The 17,308-nt window shown below is 69.5% G+C and carries 9 protein-coding genes; all 9 read left to right on the forward strand.

Translation table 11 applies throughout. The features are described from left to right. Nucleotides 1-129: 129 nt before the first annotated feature. The 9 genes from G6W55_RS21325 (at nt 130) to G6W55_RS21365 (ending at nt 17,282) form a co-directional block, all read left to right on the forward strand. Nucleotides 130-7,110, forward strand: coding sequence for a polymorphic toxin-type HINT domain-containing protein (locus G6W55_RS21325; protein ID WP_254876366.1), 6,981 nt, complete (start codon nt 130-132; stop codon nt 7,108-7,110). Next, on the forward strand, nt 7,094-7,558 hold the full coding sequence (locus G6W55_RS21330; RefSeq protein ID WP_175522440.1) for an SUKH-3 domain-containing protein: 465 nt from the start codon (nt 7,094-7,096) through the stop codon (nt 7,556-7,558). Before G6W55_RS21325 ends, G6W55_RS21330 begins: the two co-directional genes overlap by 17 nt. 209 nt (nt 7,559-7,767) lie before the next feature. Continuing rightward, a complete protein-coding gene (rplU, locus tag G6W55_RS21335) occupies nt 7,768-8,088 on the forward strand; it encodes a 50S ribosomal protein L21 (RefSeq protein ID WP_007381993.1) in 321 nt (106 codons plus the stop codon). 14 nt (nt 8,089-8,102) lie between these two features. Continuing rightward, nucleotides 8,103-8,357: a 50S ribosomal protein L27 gene (gene rpmA, locus G6W55_RS21340; RefSeq protein ID WP_030779398.1), complete on the forward strand. Its 255-nt coding sequence runs from the start codon at nt 8,103-8,105 to the stop codon at nt 8,355-8,357. A gap of 132 nt (nt 8,358-8,489) precedes the next feature. After that, on the forward strand, nt 8,490-9,926 hold the full coding sequence (gene obgE / locus G6W55_RS21345; RefSeq protein ID WP_175522441.1) for a GTPase ObgE: 1,437 nt from the start codon (nt 8,490-8,492) through the stop codon (nt 9,924-9,926). A gap of 227 nt (nt 9,927-10,153) precedes the next feature. Further along, a complete protein-coding gene (locus tag G6W55_RS21350; protein WP_175522442.1) occupies nt 10,154-11,716 on the forward strand; it encodes an alkaline phosphatase in 1,563 nt (520 codons plus the stop codon). Between the two features lie 365 nt (nt 11,717-12,081). After that, nucleotides 12,082-13,581 carry a bifunctional cytidylyltransferase/SDR family oxidoreductase gene (locus G6W55_RS21355; RefSeq protein WP_175522443.1) on the forward strand — a complete coding sequence of 500 codons (1,500 nt, stop codon included), beginning with the start codon at nt 12,082-12,084 and terminating at the stop codon, nt 13,579-13,581. Between the two features lie 158 nt (nt 13,582-13,739). Next, on the forward strand, nt 13,740-15,845 hold the full coding sequence (locus G6W55_RS21360) for a hypothetical protein (RefSeq protein WP_175522444.1): 2,106 nt from the start codon (nt 13,740-13,742) through the stop codon (nt 15,843-15,845). A gap of 207 nt (nt 15,846-16,052) precedes the next feature. Then, nucleotides 16,053-17,282, forward strand: a complete 1,230-nt coding sequence (locus G6W55_RS21365; protein WP_175522445.1) for a glycosyltransferase family 2 protein — start codon at nt 16,053-16,055, stop codon at nt 17,280-17,282. The last annotated feature ends 26 nt before the right edge of the window (nt 17,283-17,308 follow it).

Raw genomic sequence — 17,308 nt, forward strand, 5'->3', positions numbered from 1 at the left:
ATGAACAGGTGTGCCGGGCCCCTTCAAGGCCCGGCACACCTGTCCTCAACCCCAACCCCCACCTCACCTCCACTTCTACGATCAGGAAGCAGACGGATGTTCCTCCGTGGCCGCTCATTGAGCCGCCGCATGCCCCGACCGGCGTTGGCCGCGACAGTGCTCGGGCTCACGCTCGCGCTGTCCGCGTCCTCGGTCCAGGCATTGGCGCTCGACGACGGGAACCGGGGCCGCACCAGCCGCCCCGGTGTCCAGGACGACGGGGATCCTGCCAAGGGGTCCTCGGCGAAAGCGAAGTCCCGCCCCTCCGACCCGGCGCGCAAGGCCGCGGTCAAGGGCCTCGACAAGGCGGTGTGGCCCAGGCAGGGCGGCACCGAACTGAAGATCGGCGCCACCGCGGAGGCCGGCGGTCTGCCGGTCAAGGTCACCGAGGCGAAGCCGAAGCCGAAGCCGAAGCCGAAGACGAAGGTGAAGGCGGGGACCAAGGCAAAGGCGGAGGCCGAGGCCACGCCGTCGGTCGACAAGGTCCGTGTCGACGTCCTCGACCCGGCCCGCGCCGCGAAGCTCGGCGCCGGCGCCCTCCTCGGCGTCCAGCGCGCGGATGGCGCGGACCGGGCCGGCACGGTGCGCCTGACCGTCGACTACTCGGAGTTCGCCGAGGGCTTCGGCGGCTCCTACGGCTCCCGGCTGCGGCTCGTCCAGCTTCCCGCCTGTGCCACGATCGCCCAGCCCGGCAGCAAGGACTGCCCCGAGCAGCCCAAGGCGCTCCCGACGGTCAACGACGTCGAGACGGGCACCCTCTCCGCCGACGTGACCGCCGCCCCGGCCTCCGCCGAGGGCGTCTCCACCATGGCGGGCGGCACGGCCTCCCTGGTCGCGGTCGCGGCCGGACCGTCCGGCGCGCAGGGCACCTACAAGGCGACGGCCCTCGCCCCCTCCTCCAGTTGGAGCGTGGCCACCTCCTCCGGCGCCTTCAACTGGAACTACCCGTTCCGTTCGGTGCCGACCCCGGGAGGTCTGACGCCGACCGTCGGTCTCGGCTACTCCTCCCAGTCGGCGGACGGCCGCACCTCGGCCACCAACAACCAGGGCTCCTGGATCGGTGAGGGTTTCTCCTACGACCCGGGTTACATCGAGCGCCGCTACAAGCCCTGTTCGGACGACGGGCACGACAACTCCGGTGAGCAGTGCTGGGCGTTCGAGAACGCCACCGTCATGCTCAACGGCTCGGCCGGTGAACTCGTCAAGGACGACACCACCGGCAAGTGGCACATGTCCTCCGACGACGGCTCCAAGGTCGAGCGGCTGACCGGCGCCGCCAACGGCGACGAGGGCAGTGCCGACGACAAGGGCGAGCACTGGAAGATCACCACGTCCGACGGCACCGAGTACTGGTTCGGCCTCAACCGCCTCCCGGGCTGGGCGTCGGGCAACGAGGAGACCAACTCGGTCTGGACCGCGCCGGTGTTCGGTGACGACTCGGGCGAGCCCTGCTACAACTCGACGTTCACCAGCGCGCATTGCAAGCAGGCGTGGCGCTGGAGCCTGGACTACGTCAAGGACACGCACGGCAACGTGATGTCCTACTTCTACGACCGTGAGACCAACTTCTATGCCCTGAACGGCAAGACGGACGTCAACGGGACGTCGTACGACCGCGGCGGCTGGCTGAAGCGGATCGACTACGGTCAGCGCGACGGCCAGGTGTACGCGGCGAAGGCGCCGGCGCGGATCGTGTTCAACACGGCCGAACGCTGCCTGCCCACCGCGGACTTCGACTGCGCGGAGAGCAAGCGGACGAAGGCGAACGCCGCGAAGTGGCCGGACGTGCCGGTCGACCAGGAGTGCAAGTCGGGCACGAAGTGCACCTCGCCGGTGCAGACGTTCTGGACGACCAAGCGGCTGACGTCGGTCGTCACGCAGATGCGCAAGGACGCGACGTCCTATTCGGACGTGGACGCGTGGCTGTTCACGCACCTGTTCACCGACAACGGTGACGACTCCAAGACGCTGTGGCTGACGAAGATCGAGCACGAGGGCCGCGCGGGAACGGCGGCGGTGAAGCTGCCGTCCGTGGACCTGTTCGGTGAGCAGCTCGCCAACCGGGTGGACGCGATCGGCGACAACATCGCGCCGTTCCACCGCTTCCGTCTGTCGATGGTGCTCAGCGAGACGGGCGCGCAGCTCGACGTGACGTACGCGGCGACGGACTGCGCGAAGGCGAGCCTGCCCAAGCCGGGTGAGTCCACGAAGCGTTGCTATCCGGTGAAGTGGGCCCCGCCGGGCTACATCGACCCCATCACCGACTGGTTCCACAAGTACGTGGTCTCCGCGGTCATCGAGACCGACCGCACCGGCGGCAGCGACTCGATGGTGACCCGTTACGACTACCAGGGTGACGCGGCCTGGCGGAAGGCGAAGCCGGACGGCATCACCGACGTCAAGTACCTGACCTGGGGCGGCTGGCAGGGCTACGGCAAGGTCAAGGTCACCAGCGGCACCTCGGACGTCCAGAAGACCCGCGTCGACTACACGTTCATGCAGGGCATGGACGGCGACAAGGACCCCGACGGCGGAACCCGTTCGGTGAAGGTCAAGGACTCCACGGGCGCCGAGTACACGGACGACGAGGAGTTCACGGGCCACCAGCTCGAAGCCGCCACCTACGACGGCACCAAGCTGATCTCCAAGAGCATCCAGACCCCGTGGAAGCACTACTCCGCGACCCAGACGCGCAGTTGGGGCACCACCCGTGCGGTGATCGTCCGGGGCGAGACCGGCCGCGGCTTCAACCTCCAGTCGGACGGCAGTTGGCTGGAGACGAAGTCCACGACGACGTACGACACCTCCAACGGCACCGGCCGGGTGCTGACGGTGGACGACCTGGGCGATGTCTCGACGGCCAAGGACGACTCCTGCACCCGCACCACGTACGCGGACAACACGGCGAAGAACATCCTGTCGCTGCCCGCGCGCAGTGAGGCCGTGTCGGTCAAGTGCTCGGCCACGCCCGACCGCAAGTCCCAGGTTCTGGCGGACGAGCGCACCTCGTACGACAACCTCGCCTTCGGCGCCGCGCCCACCAAGGGCGACGCCACGAAGACCGAGCGCCTGACGTCCCACAACGGCACCACGGGCACGTACCAGGTCACCGGCGCCACCACGTACGACGCGTACGGCCGTCCGCTGACGCAGAAGGACGCCAAGCAGATCGGCACGACGGACGAGACGAAGACCGTCTACGCCGAGACCAACGGTCTGCTGACCAAGACGACGGTCACCAACGCCCTCGGCCACGCGACCGTCACCGACTACGCCCCCGCCTGGGGCATGTCCAAGGGCCAGACCGACCCGAACGGCAAGCGCACCGACCTCGCCTACGACGCGATGGGCCGCCTGACCTCGGTCTGGCTCCCCGACCGCGCGTCCACGCAGACGCCGAGCATCAAGTACGGGTACACCGTCCGCAAGGACAAGGTCACCTCGATCAAGACCGAGAAGATCGAGAACGACGGCTCCTACGGCGCCGAGTACCAGCTCTACGACAGCATGCTGCGCGCCCGCCAGATCCAGACCGAGGGTCCGGACGGCACGCGGATGGTCGCGGACACCTGGTACGACGGGACGGGCAACGTCCGCAAGACCAACGCCACGTACAACGCCTCCGGCGCGGCCACGGACGAACTGCTGCTGGTCAGCAACGGCCAGGTCGGCCAGCAGAGCCTGATGGAGTACGACGGCCTGGGCCGCACGACGGCCCAGATCTTCGCGGTCTCGGGCGCCGAGCAGTGGCGCACGAAGACCTCGTACGACGGCGAACTGACCCACGTCGACCCGCCGGTGGGCGGCGTCCCGACGACGACGGTCACGGACGGCCAGGGCAACGTCTCCGAGGTCCGCCACTACCGCGGCGCGTCGCCGGGGGTGGGCGTCCCGTACGACGCGACGAAGTACACGTACACCGGCAACGGTCAACTGGAGACGGTCACCGACGCCAAGAACAATGTGTGGCGTTACGAGTACGACCAACTGGGCCGCCAGAAGAAGACCGTCGACCCGGACGCGGGTACGTCGAGCACCGAGTACGACGAGCTGGACCGCCCCGTGGTCACCTGGGACGGCCGTGACAAGAAGACGTCCACCGTCTACGACAGGCTCGGCCGGGTGGTCTCCACCTGGCAGGGCGACGCCGGCACCGGCACCAAGCTGAGCGAGACCAGGTACGACAAGGCGGGCTGGCTCGGCCAGGCGTACGCCTTCCTGAGCTATGTCTCCCCGACGGAGTACTTCGGCACCGCCGTCCAGTCGATGGACGAGTTCTACCGGCCGTTGAAGACCGCCTACCAGATCCCCGTCTCGCAGGGAGCGCTCGCGGGCACCCACGTCTACACCAGCACGTACAACCGTGACGGCACCCTCCAGAGCACGGGTCTGCCCGCGGTCGGCGACCTGCCGGCCGAGGTGCTCACCTACACGTACGACGGCCTCCAGCGCCCCACGACGATGACGGGCTCCACGTCGTACGTCACGAACACCGTGTACTCGGGCAAGAGCCTCGTGCAGCAGCTCGAACTGTCCACGGGCAGCGGCAAGAAGGTCTGGCAGACCTACACCTACGAGAAGGGCACCGACCGGCTGACCCGTTCGGTGACCGACGTCTACGGGGCCACCGCCCCGGCGAAGGACTCCCGTTACTCCTACGACCAGGCCGGCAACGTCCTGTCGATCGCGGACACGGCGAACTCGGCGTCCCCGGACGCGCAGTGCTTCGCCTACGACGGCCGACAGCGGCTGAAGGACGCCTGGACCCCGGCGGCCACCGCCGCGACGGCGGCCGGATCGGGTACCCGCGGCTCCACCACCCCGGTCGACGGCACCGGTCCCACGGCCTGTGACGCCGCCGCCGGGACCGGCGCGCTGGGCGGCCCGGCGCCGTACTGGAAGTCCTACGAGACCGACGCCATCGGCAACCGGGTCTCCGAGGTCAACCACGACACCGGCCTCGACGCGTCGAAGAACATCACCCGCGACTACGAGTACGGCGGCGCGGGCGCGAAGGGCGACGGCCCGCACCAGGTCACCAAGATCACCGAGAACACGCCGACCGGTGACCGTCAGTCGACGTACGAGTACGACGACGCGGGCAACACGACCAAGCGCACGATCGGGGGCAACGCTCAGAACCTGGTCTGGAACGACCGCGGCAAGCTCAGCGAGGCCACGGAGGCGGACGGCGCGAAGACCACCTATCTCTACGACTCCTCCGGCAACCGGCTCGTCCGCAAGGACCCCACCGGTACGACCGTCTACCTGCCCGGCACCGAACTGAAGCTGTCGGCCGACGGCACCAGGACGGAAGCCACTCGCTACTACGAGTTCGCCGGCCAGTCCGTCGCCGTCCGCACCGCGGGCAAGGTCTCCTTCATCGCCTCCGACCACCACGGCACCGGTGAAGTGGCGATCGACTCCGCGACCGGCGCGACATCCCAGCGCCGCTTCGATCCCTTCGGAGTCGAGCGGGGCGCGAAGACCGGCGCCTGGCCGGGGGAGAAGGGCTATGTCGGCGGCACCATCGACGCCTCGACCGGCCTGACCCATCTGGGGGCGCGTGAATACGACGCGGTGATCGGCAAGTTCATCTCCGTCGACCCGGTCATCGACTACACCCAGCCCCAGCAGATCAACGGGTACGCCTACGCCAACAACTCCCCGGTCACGCACGCCGACCCGAGCGGCATGATCATCCCGGAATGCCGGGAGGGCTTGATCGAGTGCCGCGGAGGGATGCCGTACATCCCGAAGACGGAGACCGAGAAGGCCCAGTCGGACGTCGACCAGGCGTCCCGGAACGTCACCCAGGCCGAGGGCCAGCAGTCGGCGGCCAAGCAGCGCATCAAGTCGGCGGGCAAGGCCCTCGTCAAGATCGCCCGGGACATCCTCGGTGTGGACGCGGCCCTGGACTGCATCTCCACCGGCGACGTCGGGGCGTGCGGCGAGACCCTGCTCAACATCGCGGGCAGCTTCGCGGGCGGCCTGGCGGGCAAGATCCTCGCCAAGTACGGCGCCCCGTGGAACTGGGCCAAGGGCATCAAGCTCGCCAAGCGGGTCACCGGCCTGGTCGGGGATCTCATCGGCGGGGCCAAGTCCCTCTGGAAGGCGAACAAGGCGGTCGGCAAGGCGAGAGCCGGGTTCACCAAGGCCGCGGAGAAGCTGGCCGCCGCCAAGAAGAAGGCGGCGGCGGCTCTCAAGAAGAAGAAGTCGTGCGAGGTCGTGCACAGCTTCCTGCCCGGCACCAAGGTGCTGCTCAAGGGCGGCTCCGCCAAGCCGATCGAGAACGTGAAGCTGGGCGACCGGGTCGTCGTCACCGACCCCGCGACCGGTCGGACCACGGTCCGTGAGGTCGTCGGCACGATCGTCACCCAGGACGACAAGCACTTCGTCGACCTCACGGTGAAGGGGACCGGCGGCAAGGACCAGGCGATCACCTCCACCACCACGCACCCGTTCTGGGTGGACTCCCTGAACCGGTGGGTCGAGGCGGGCGACCTGCGCCCCGGTATGCGGCTGCACACGGCTTCGGGTGCCACGGCCGAGCTGACGTCGGTGCGCCCGTACCACAAGATGCAGCGGACGCACGATCTGACGATCGACGGCATCCACACCTACTACGTCCTCGCACAGTCGACCCCGCTGCTCGTCCACAACTGCGACCCGCGGCCGGGGCCGGCCGCCGACGGAACGACCCTGGAGGACTACGCGGAGGCCAACCGCGGAGCCAACCAGGCGTCGACCCCCGACTTCGTCACCGAGTACAAGTCGCCGTCCGGCAAGCGGTACTACGGCCGTACGCAGGCCGACCACGGCATCGAGCCGGACTCCGCCCTGGACGACGTCCTCGGCGCGAACGGCCGCCGCACCTGCTCCGAGGTCTGCGCGATGAACGAGGCGCAGAAGGCCGAGGGCGGTTCGGCGGTCTTCGGCGGGCACTTCAGAACCCTGCGGGTGCGTCCCGTCGGATCGCCCAAACCGAGCGGTACCCTGGCCAACCCGTGCGTGGAGTCGTGCCAGACGGTGGTCAGGAAAACGATGGGGACCTATGACGCTGCCGAATGACAGCCGTGCCGTCCGCGAGGCCCTGCGGCGCGCGGGGTGGACCGAGGGGCGGCAGGTCGACGTCTCCCACTGGGTCGAGGAACTGGAGGCGGTGGGCTACCGCCCGCATCCGCTGGCCCGGCGGATCTGGTCGGAGTACGGCGGGCTCACCGTCCGCAGTGCGCCCGAGCGCGAGCCGGGATCGTCGCTGTACATCGACCCGGTGGACGCGTGCATCGACTCCTTCGAGGAGTCGGTGACCATCGGTGACCGGTACGGGGAGGACTTCTCGCCCCTCGGCATGTGGTCGTCGCAGTTCCGGTCGTACGTGAGTGCCTCCGGAACCGTGGTCGCCGTGACAGTCCGCACGGTCTGGGATCTCGGCGCGAGCTTCGCCGAGGCCCTGGCCTACACCGTCGAAGGGGACGGGCGGGGCAGCCGGGCCCGGCGGGCGGACTGGCTCGGGTGACGCGGCGGGCATGAGAGACGGGGCCCGGTTTGATTCATCGAGCCGGGCCCCGTAGCCTTGACCGTCGGCGTGTTTCCTAGGCACGCCACATCCCCGTAAACCTCTTCCTCCTGGATGCCGGTTCCCGGTGACCGGGAGAGGTTGCCCGTGTTCGTCCCGGGTGACTGGACTGCGGGGGTGCCGTTCCCGAGCGAGAGAGTGAGATCCGCGTGTACGCCATCGTGCGCAGCGGTGGTCGCCAGCACAAGGTTGCTGTCGGCGACATCGTTGAGGTTGACAAGATTTCCACCGCCAAGGTTGGCGACACGGTCGAGCTCTCGACCCTGCTCGTTGTCGACGGCGACGCTGTGACCAGCGACCCGTGGGTGCTGGCCGGCATCAAGGTCCAGGCCGAGGTCGTGGACCACCACAAGGGTGTGAAGATCGACATCCTTCGCTACAAGAACAAGACCGGCTACCGCCGTCGTCAGGGCCACCGCCAGCAGTACACGGCGATCAAGGTCACTGAGATCCCCGCGGCTGCGAAGTAAGGGACTGAGGAGACATGGCACACAAGAAGGGCGCATCGTCCACCCGGAACGGTCGCGACTCGAATGCCCAGCGGCTCGGCGTGAAGCGCTTCGGCGGTCAGGTCGTCAACGCGGGTGAGATCCTGGTCCGCCAGCGTGGCACCCACTTCCACCCGGGCGCCGGCGTCGGCCGTGGCGGCGACGACACGCTGTTCGCGCTGCTGCCGGGCGCGGTGGAGTTCGGTACCCACCGTGGCCGCAAGGTCGTGAACATCGTTCCGGTCGCCTGAATCATCTGATTCACGGCTCGACCGAACACTTCGCGAGGCGGACCTCACTTCCCTTCCGGGAAGGCGGGTCCGCCTTTCGCGTGTTACGCAAGAGACAGTTCCATACATTTCGCAGTGCTGGAGGCACCCACCATGACCACCTTCGTGGACCGCGTCGAACTGCATGTCGCCGCGGGTAACGGAGGTCACGGCTGTGCCTCCGTCCACCGTGAGAAGTTCAAGCCGCTCGGCGGCCCCGACGGGGGCAACGGCGGCCGCGGCGGCGATGTGATCCTCACCGTCGACCAGTCGGTCACCACCCTGCTCGAGTACCACCACTCCCCGCACCGCAAGGCCACCAACGGCAAGCCCGGCGAGGGCGGCAACCGCTCCGGCAAGGACGGCCAGGACCTGGTGCTGCCCGTGCCGGACGGCACCGTCGTCCTGGACCGGGCCGGCAACGTGCTCGCCGACCTCGTCGGACACGGCACCTCCTTCGTCGCCGCCCAGGGCGGCCGCGGCGGTCTGGGCAACGCCGCCCTCGCCTCCGCCCGCCGCAAGGCGCCCGGCTTCGCGCTGCTCGGGGTGCCCGGCGACGTCCAGGACATCGTGCTGGAGCTGAAGACCGTCGCCGACGTGGCGCTGGTCGGCTACCCGAGCGCCGGGAAGTCCTCCCTGATCTCGGTCCTCTCGGCCGCCAAGCCGAAGATCGCCGACTACCCGTTCACCACCCTCGTCCCCAACCTCGGCGTGGTCACCGCGGGCTCCACCGTCTACACCATCGCCGACGTCCCCGGGCTGATCCCGGGCGCCAGCCAGGGCAAGGGCCTCGGCCTGGAGTTCCTGCGGCACGTCGAGCGGTGCAGCGTCCTCGTGCACGTCCTGGACACCGCGACCCTGGAGTCCGACCGCGACCCCCTCTCCGACCTCGACATCATCGAGGCCGAGCTGCGCGAGTACGGCGGCCTGGACAACCGTCCCCGCATCGTCGTCCTGAACAAGATCGACGTACCGGACGGCAAGGACCTCGCGGAGATGGTCCGCCCGGACCTGGAGGCCCGCGGCTACCGCGTCTTCGAGGTGTCCGCCGTGGCCCACACCGGGCTCAAGGAGCTGTCCTTCGCGCTCGCCGACCTGGTCGCGAAGGCGCGGGCGGCCAAGCCCAAGGAGGAGGCGACCCGTATCGTCATCCGGCCCAAGGCCGTGGACGACGCCGGGTTCACCGTCACCCTGGAGGAGGACGGCCTGTTCCGGGTGCGGGGCGAGAAGCCCGAACGCTGGGTGCGCCAGACCGACTTCAACAACGACGAGGCCGTCGGCTATCTCGCCGACCGGCTCAACCGCCTCGGTGTGGAGGAGGAGTTGATGAAGGCGGGCGCCCGCGCCGGCGACGGCGTCGCGATCGGTCCCGAGGACAACGCGGTCGTCTTCGACTGGGAGCCGACCGTGATGGCCGGCGCCGAGATGCTCGGCCGCCGCGGTGAGGACCACCGCTTCGACGCCCCGCGCCCCGCGACCCAGCGGCGCCGCGACAAGCAGGCCGAACGCGACGAGGCGGCCCAGGAGTTCGACGGCTTCGAGCCCTTCTGACCGGCCCGCCGGCACCGGCGTACCGAAGGACCCGTCGCGGGACACCGCGGCGGGTCCTTCCGCGTCCGCCCGCACTGTCTCTCCACGCCCCGTCCCCGCCCCCCCGCCGCCCTCCGCGCTGTCCTTCGGGTTGTCATGTATGCGCGGCCCAGTGTTCAGCGGGCCGGCCGGTTGCCCGTGCCACCTTTCTTGCGTCCACGACCCCCGCGACGCAAGGGAGTTCACCGATGGCCGCCGGATCGAACCGCACCGCGTCCCCCGACCGCCGCCGTCTGCTCACCACCGGTGCCGCCGTGCTCGGTGCCGCCGCCTCCGCCCAGCTCTGGCTGCCCGCCACCGCCCGCTCCGCCGAACCCCCGCTGCCCGACGGCCTGTTCACGCTCGGCGTGGCGTCCGGCGACCCGCTGCCCGACGGGGTCGTGCTGTGGACCCGGCTGGCCCCCGACCCGCTGAACGGCGGCGGCATGCCCCGCCGGACCGTGCCGGTGGAGTGGGAGGTCGCCACCGACTCCCGCTTCCGCGCCGTGGTCCGCCGGGGCGTCGCCCAGGCCCGGCCCGAGTACGGACACAGCGTCCATGTGGACGTACGGGGACTGCGGCCCGGCCGGGTCCACTGGTACCGCTTCCGGGCCGGCGGTCAGCTCTCCCGGGTGGGCCGCACCCGCACCGCGCCCCTGCCCCTCGGCATCCGGACGCCGGTGCGGATCGCGCTCGCCTCCTGCCAGAACTGGCAGCAGGGCCACTTCACCCCGTACGCCGACATGTACGCCCAGGACCCGGACGTCGTCGTCTTCGTCGGGGACTACGTCTACGAGTCGGCGCCCTCCGCGACGGCCGTACGCCGGCACGAGGGCCGCGGGGAGCCGTACACGCTCACCCAGTACCGCAACCGGTACGCGCAGTACCGCACCGACCCCGATCTCCAGCGGATGCACGCCCACGCCCCCTGGGTGGTCACCTTCGACGACCACGAGGTGGACAACGACTTCGCCGGGGAGACACCGCAGGACCCGGGCAGCCAGCCGCACGACGCCTTCACCGCCCGGCTGACCGCGGCCTACCGGGCCTACTACGAGCACATGCCGGTGCGGGCGGCGCAGATCCCGGACGGCCCGCACATCCAGATGTACCGCAGGTTCCGGTTCGGGCAGCTCGCCATGCTGAACGTGCTGGACACCCGGCAGTACCGCAGCGACCAGGCGGTGAGCCAGGAGGGCGCCCAGGAACCCGGGCGCACCATGCTCGGCGCCCGGCAGAAGCGCTGGCTGCTGGACTCGCTGCACGGCTCGGGCACCCGCTGGAACCTGATCGCCTCCCAGATCATGATGGCCGAGACCGATCTGCTGCCCGGCCCGGGCAAGCGCTGGTACTACGACGCCTGGGACGGCTACCAGGCCGAGCGCAACGCGCTCCTCGGCGAGCTGGCCCGGGTCCGCAACCCCGTCGTCCTCAGCGGCGACCGGCATCTGACGATGATCAGCGATCTGAAGCGCGACTTCGCCGACCCGGCCTCCCGGGCCGTCGGCGCCGAGTTCGTCGGCACCTCGGTCTCCAGCGGCGGCGACCGCGACCAGGCCGCCTTCCACGCCCAGTGGGACCCGCTGAAGGCCGACAACCCGCACTGGAAGCTGATCGACGCCCACTGCGGCTACCACCTCTTCGACCTCCGCGGGGACGCCGTCGACGCGCGCGTGCGGGTGGTGGACACCGTCCTGAAACCGCATGCGACCGCGCGCACGCTGGCGAGCCTGCGGGTGACGGACGGGAAACCGGGTGTCCGCAGGGTGTGAGGGTGCTGCGAAATTCTCGTAGGGAATTCAGAGGTCATTCCCAGGCCATTCCCAGCGTCCTCTGATTCTTATTCGAAACTTATCCGCAACGGCGTCGACATCCATTCGGGCGGTCGGCGCCGGGGGCCGGGACCCGGGCGGACCGGGGGCGATTCACCGGGACGGGGGCACGGGACTCCGCCGATCAGGTGCGGTACGGGGCGTACCGTGACGCTCAGGCGTCACCCGTTCGCTGTGGAGTAACTCACAACAAGGTGAATGGGCGGTGGCGCCCACATATGCGGCGAAGGGCGCTCACCTTGCATCGCGGTAACCGCAAGTGGGACCATTTCCCCGTTCCCTGTCGCCCCAAGGTAGGTCTTCTGGTGTCCCAGCACATAGCCAAGCCCCGTACGACCGCAGTGATCCTGGCCGGCGGTACCGGTCAGCGCGTGGGTCTGTCGATCCCCAAGCAACTGCTGAAGATCGCAGGGAAGGCAGTCATCGAGCACACCCTGACCACCTTCGAGAAGGCCGACTCGGTCGACGACGTCATCGTCCTGATGGCCCCGGGCTATGTGCCCGACATCGAGAAGATCGTCGCCAAGGCGGGGTTCACCAAGGTCTCCCGGATCATCGAGGGCGGCACCACCCGGAACGAGACCACCGAGCGCGCCATCGCCGCGCTGGGCGAGGGCCTGGCCGAGGGCGAGGACCTCAACGTCCTCTTCCACGACGCCGTACGCCCCCTGCTGTCCCAGCGCGTCATCGACGACTGCGTGACCGCGCTGGAGCGCTACCAGGCCGTCGACGTCGCCATCCCGTCCGCCGACACCATCATCGTCACCCGGACGCACGGCGGGGACGGCGAGTTCATCACCGAGATCCCGGACCGCTCCCGGCTGCGCCGCGGCCAGACCCCGCAGGCGTTCAAGCTGTCGACGATCCGCCGGGCCTACGAGGTCGCGGCCGGCGACCCCAACTTCCAGGCCACCGACGACTGCTCGGTCGTCCTCAAGTACCTGCCGGACGTCCCGATCCACGTGGTCGCGGGCGACGAGTACAACATGAAGGTCACCCAGCCGGTCGACGTCTTCATCGCCGACAAGCTGTTCCAGCTCGCCTCCACCGCCACCCCCGAGCCCTACGGCGAGGAGGTCTACCGCGAGCTGCTGACCGGCAAGACCGTCGTCGTCTTCGGCGGCTCCTACGGCATCGGCAAGGACATCGCCGAGCTGGCCGAGTCCTACGGCGCCACGGTCTACGCGCTGGGCCGCTCCACCACCGGCACGCACGTCGAGAACCCCGAGGAGGTCGACGACGCGCTGTCCAAGGCGTACAGCGAGACCGGCCGGATCGACTACGTCGTCAACACCGCCGGGGTGCTGCGCATCGGCAAGCTCGCCGAGACGGACAACGCGACCATCGAGGAAGCGCTGAAGGTCAATTACCTCGCGCCGGTGCAAATCGCCCGTTCGGCCTACAAGTACCTCGCCGAGACCAAGGGGCAGCTCCTGCTGTACACCTCCAGCAGCTACACCCGCGGCCGCGCCGAGTACAGCCTCTACTCCTCCACCAAGGCCGCCATGGTGAATCTCACCCAGGCGCTCTCCGACGAATGGGCCGGGGACGGCGTCCGGGTGAACTGCGTGAACCCGGAGCGCACCGCGACACCCATGCGGACCAAGGCGTTCGGACAGGAACCCGCGGGCAGCCTGCTCTCCTCCGAGGCGGTCGCCCGGACCTCCCTCGACGTGCTGCTCTCCGAGCTGACCGGGCATGTCATCGACGTCCGCCAGCAGGACCCGACCGCGCCCGCGGGCAAGGCGTCCGGCTTCGAGCAGGCGCTGGCCTCGGTGCTCGACCGTCAGGACGGCGTGGCATAATCAATCGCAAAAGCCATTGATATTCAGGCCCCTGTGGCTCCCTGTTTACGGAGAATTCACAGGGGCCTGAATCCGTAAAACTCCCGAAACCTTCACAAAGGATTTTCCGGACTTTTAAGGCTTCTATGACCGGCACCCCTCCCAGAGCAGGTTTCTCCGTGATATCGACCGCTATTCGCGTGGCCCGCGTGGGCAGCGCGGCCGAGCTGGCCGCGGCGGTTCTCATGATGCTGGGCTACCCCTGCCTCATGCTGGCCGCCCTCGTCCCGAGCATCCCCGCCTTCGCCGCCGTGGCCGCCGTGACGTACCTGGCGGACCTCTACCTCCACCGCAAGGGCACCTACCTCCTCAGCCTGCTCAGCCGGCTGCGGGTCGGTCTGCCCATCCGGTTCCTGGTCCGCGAACTGCTGCTGATCCTGCTGCTCGCGCGGCTCGAACTCTCGGACGAGCCGGTCTTCTACGCGGCCATCGCCTGCTTCGCGCTCTTCTTCGGCCTCCAGGCCCCGCACGGCGCCCTGGTCACGCTGATCGGCAAGCGCCGCCAGATGCCGGTCGTCACCCGCAACGTCGACCTGGTCTCCCGGCTCACGATCCCCGACGCCCCGCCGCGCCGGCTGATGACCCGGGCCGCCCTGAAGATGCTGCACCTGGACCTCGCCGCGATGGCGGGCCTGCTCGTCTACGCGGCCACCGGCTCCGACGCCGCCGGCTACGCGGGCGCGGCCGTCACCGTCGTCCTGGGCCTGCTCTACGTCGCCGCCCTGGTGCCGTATCTGCGCGCCCGCCGGCTGCCGCCCAAGCCCGACAAGGTGCTGTCCGTCGTGAGCACCTGGCTGCGCGAGTACCGCCCCGAGACCGTGCTCTACTTCTCCGGCTCCAAGGACTCCGCCTACCAGGTCAACATGTGGCTGGAGACGATGGAGCAGATCGACTCCCGGCCGCTGATCATCCTGCGCGAGCGCGCCGTCCTGGAGCGCATGGCCCCCACCACGGTCCCCGTCGTCTGCGTGCCCGGAGGGGTGCACCTGATGAACATGGACCTGTCCATGGTGCGGGTCGCGCTGTACGCCGCGAACGTCGGCAAGAACATCCACCTGCTCCGCGTCCCCACCATGAAGCACGTCTTCATCGGCCACGGCGACAGCGACAAGCTCGCCAGCGTCAACCCGTTCAGCAAGGCGTACGACGAGGTGTGGACCGCCGGCCGGGCCGGCCGCGACCGCTATGCCATCGCCGACGTCGGCATCCGTGACGAGGACATCGTCGAGGTCGGCCGCCCCCAGCTCGCCCCGATCGAGACCTGGAGCGGCGCCCCCGGGGACCGGATCCCCACGATCCTGTACGCGCCCACCTGGGAGGGCTGGGACGACAACCCGGGCAACACCTCGATCCTGCTGGCCGGCGAGAACATCGTGAAGAAGCTGGTCGCGGCCGAGCCCCCGGTGCGCGTGCTCTACAAGCCGCACCCCTTCACCGGCACCCGCAGCGCCAAGGCCGGCGCCGCGCACCGCCGGATCACCGCCCTGATCAAGAAGGCCGCCGAGCGGCGCGCCGCCGACCCCCGGTTCACGGCCGACCCGGCCGGCCAGGCGAAGGCGGCGGCCGAGCTGACCCGCCTCAAGGCCCGCCTCGAAGAGCTGTCGCTGTCCTTCGACGAGAAGGCCGACGAAGCGGTGACCAGCCGCGACGGCATCGTCGACATGCGCAAGCACGAGGAGGCCGCCCGGCTGCGGGCCGAGTGGAACGCGGCGTACTGGCGGAGCTTCCCGTCCTTCGAGCACCGGGTGATCACCGGCGCCGAACCGCGGCTGTACGACTGCTTCAACGCCTCCGAGGGCATGGTCTCGGACATCTCCAGCGTGGTCTCCGACTTCATCGCCAGCGGCAAGCCGTACGCGGTCACCGACTCGGCGGAACTGGGCGCGGAGGAGTTCCGGCGGCAGAACACCGCGGTGCGCGCGGCCGTGATCCTCGACAACGGCGCCGAGGGGCTCGACCTGCTGCTGGACGCGGTGCGCGATCCGGCCGCCGACCCGCTGGCCGAGGACCGCAAGGCGCTGAAGCAGTACCTGCTCGGCCCCGACGAGCCGACCTCCCTCCAGCAGTTCGACACCGCGATCGCCGACCTCGCGCTCAAGGCCGAGGCCCGCAACGTCGGCCAGGAGTCCCGGATCGCCGCCGCGGCGGAAGGCGCCCCCGAGAGCGCCCCCGAAGGCGGCGCCGAAGGCGGCGCGGCCCTCGCGAACGAGGTGACGGCCGGCTGACCGGATGCTGACCGGATGACGGTCGCGTTACCGTCGCATTACCAAAGATTTGGCCCCCGGAGAATGCTCTCCGGGGGCCGAATCATTGGCGCACACTGTGATGTGCAACACGTGCGGCGGCCAGGGCAACCCGCTCAGGACCTCGACCGTCTGACCGGGTATCAAGAACCTTTCCTAGGGGGAAACGTTGCGTGCTGAGGGGGAGAAATGACCCTTGCGCAGCCTGACGTCACGGTCGTCATCGGGGCGTACGAAGCGATGCCGTACCTGGTCGAGTGCCTGGCCTCGATCGAGGCGCAGAGCATGGACCCGGACCGTATCGAGGTCGTCGCCGTGGACGACGGCTCGCAGGACGGCACGGGGGAGTACCTGGAGGAGTTCGCCGCCCGCGCCCCCATGGCCGTCACCGTCATCCGCCAGGAGAACAGCGGCGGCCCCAGCGGCCCGCGCAACGTCGGCCTGGGCAAGGCCACCGGCCGCTTCGTCTTCTTCCTCGACGCCGACGACCGGCTCGGCCCCGAGGCCCTGGAGCGGATGGTCGCCATGGCCGACCGCAACGGCACGGACGTCGTCCTCGGCAAGGTGGAGGGCGTCAACCGCAACGCGCCCAAGTCCATGTGGGGCCGCAACCGCGAGCGTACGGACGTCTTCTCCTCCAACATCAAATTCACCCTGAGCGCCCAGAAGTTGTTCCGCCGGGAGCTGCTGGAGCGGCACGGCATGCGCTTCGACGAATCGCTGTGGACCGGCGAGGACGCCCTGTTCACGATGGAGGCGTATCTGCGGGCCGACGGCGTCTCCATCGTCGCCGACCACACCTGCTACTACCTCGTCGGCCGCGACGACGGCAAACACGTGACGAAGAGCGGCAGTTACACCCTGCGCTTCGACTCCGCGCGCGCCCTGATGGGGCTGCTGGAGCGGATGCTGCCGCCGGGACCCAAGCGGGACGTCCTGATGGTCCGTCCGTTCCTGGTCACCCTGCTGCCGCAGTTCGGGCCGGTCTTCCTCCGCCAGGACGAGACGATCCGGCGCACCAAGCTCGAACTGGCCGGGCCCCTGATGGACGCCCACTGGAACGAGGGCGTGGCCCAGCGCCTCAAGGTCCATGAACGCCTGCGGCTGGAACTGGTCGCGATGCGGCGCCCGGACCTCCTCGAAGACGTCATCCGGTTCATCGCGGACAAGCAGGAGCCCAAGCCCGTCCTCAAGAAGGGCGCCACCAAGCTCTACCTCGCCTACCCGCACTACCGCTCCCGCAAGGCCGGCGTCCCCGACCGGGTCTACCTCGCCGAACCCCGCGAGGCCAAGGCGTACCCGGGCTGGCGCGAGACCCCGGCGGAGACCTTCCTGCGCGCCGCGAACCGCAAGGTGCGGCGCAAACTGCGCCGTATCAAGAAGCGCTTCACGGGGCCGCGGGGGACAGCGACCGTCTAGACCGTACAGCCGTCGGGCTTGGGCTG

The organism is Streptomyces sp. CAI-85, assembly GCF_013363615.1.
Classification (GTDB): Bacteria; Actinomycetota; Actinomycetes; order Streptomycetales; family Streptomycetaceae; genus Streptomyces; species Streptomyces antibioticus_B.

Bases quoted from the DNA above. Each gene is read 5' to 3' on its own strand.
- G6W55_RS21325 (WP_254876366.1), top strand. From the start codon at position 130: ATGCCCCGACCGGCGTTGGCCGCGACAGTGCTCGGGCTCACGCTCGCG.
- G6W55_RS21330 (WP_175522440.1), top strand. From the start codon at position 7,094: ATGACGCTGCCGAATGACAGCCGTGCCGTCCGCGAGGCCCTGCGGCGC.
- rpmA (WP_030779398.1), top strand. From the start codon at position 8,103: ATGGCACACAAGAAGGGCGCATCGTCCACCCGGAACGGTCGCGACTCG.
- obgE (WP_175522441.1), top strand. From the start codon at position 8,490: ATGACCACCTTCGTGGACCGCGTCGAACTGCATGTCGCCGCGGGTAAC.
- G6W55_RS21350 (WP_175522442.1), top strand. From the start codon at position 10,154: ATGGCCGCCGGATCGAACCGCACCGCGTCCCCCGACCGCCGCCGTCTG.
- G6W55_RS21365 (WP_175522445.1), top strand. From the start codon at position 16,053: ATGACCCTTGCGCAGCCTGACGTCACGGTCGTCATCGGGGCGTACGAA.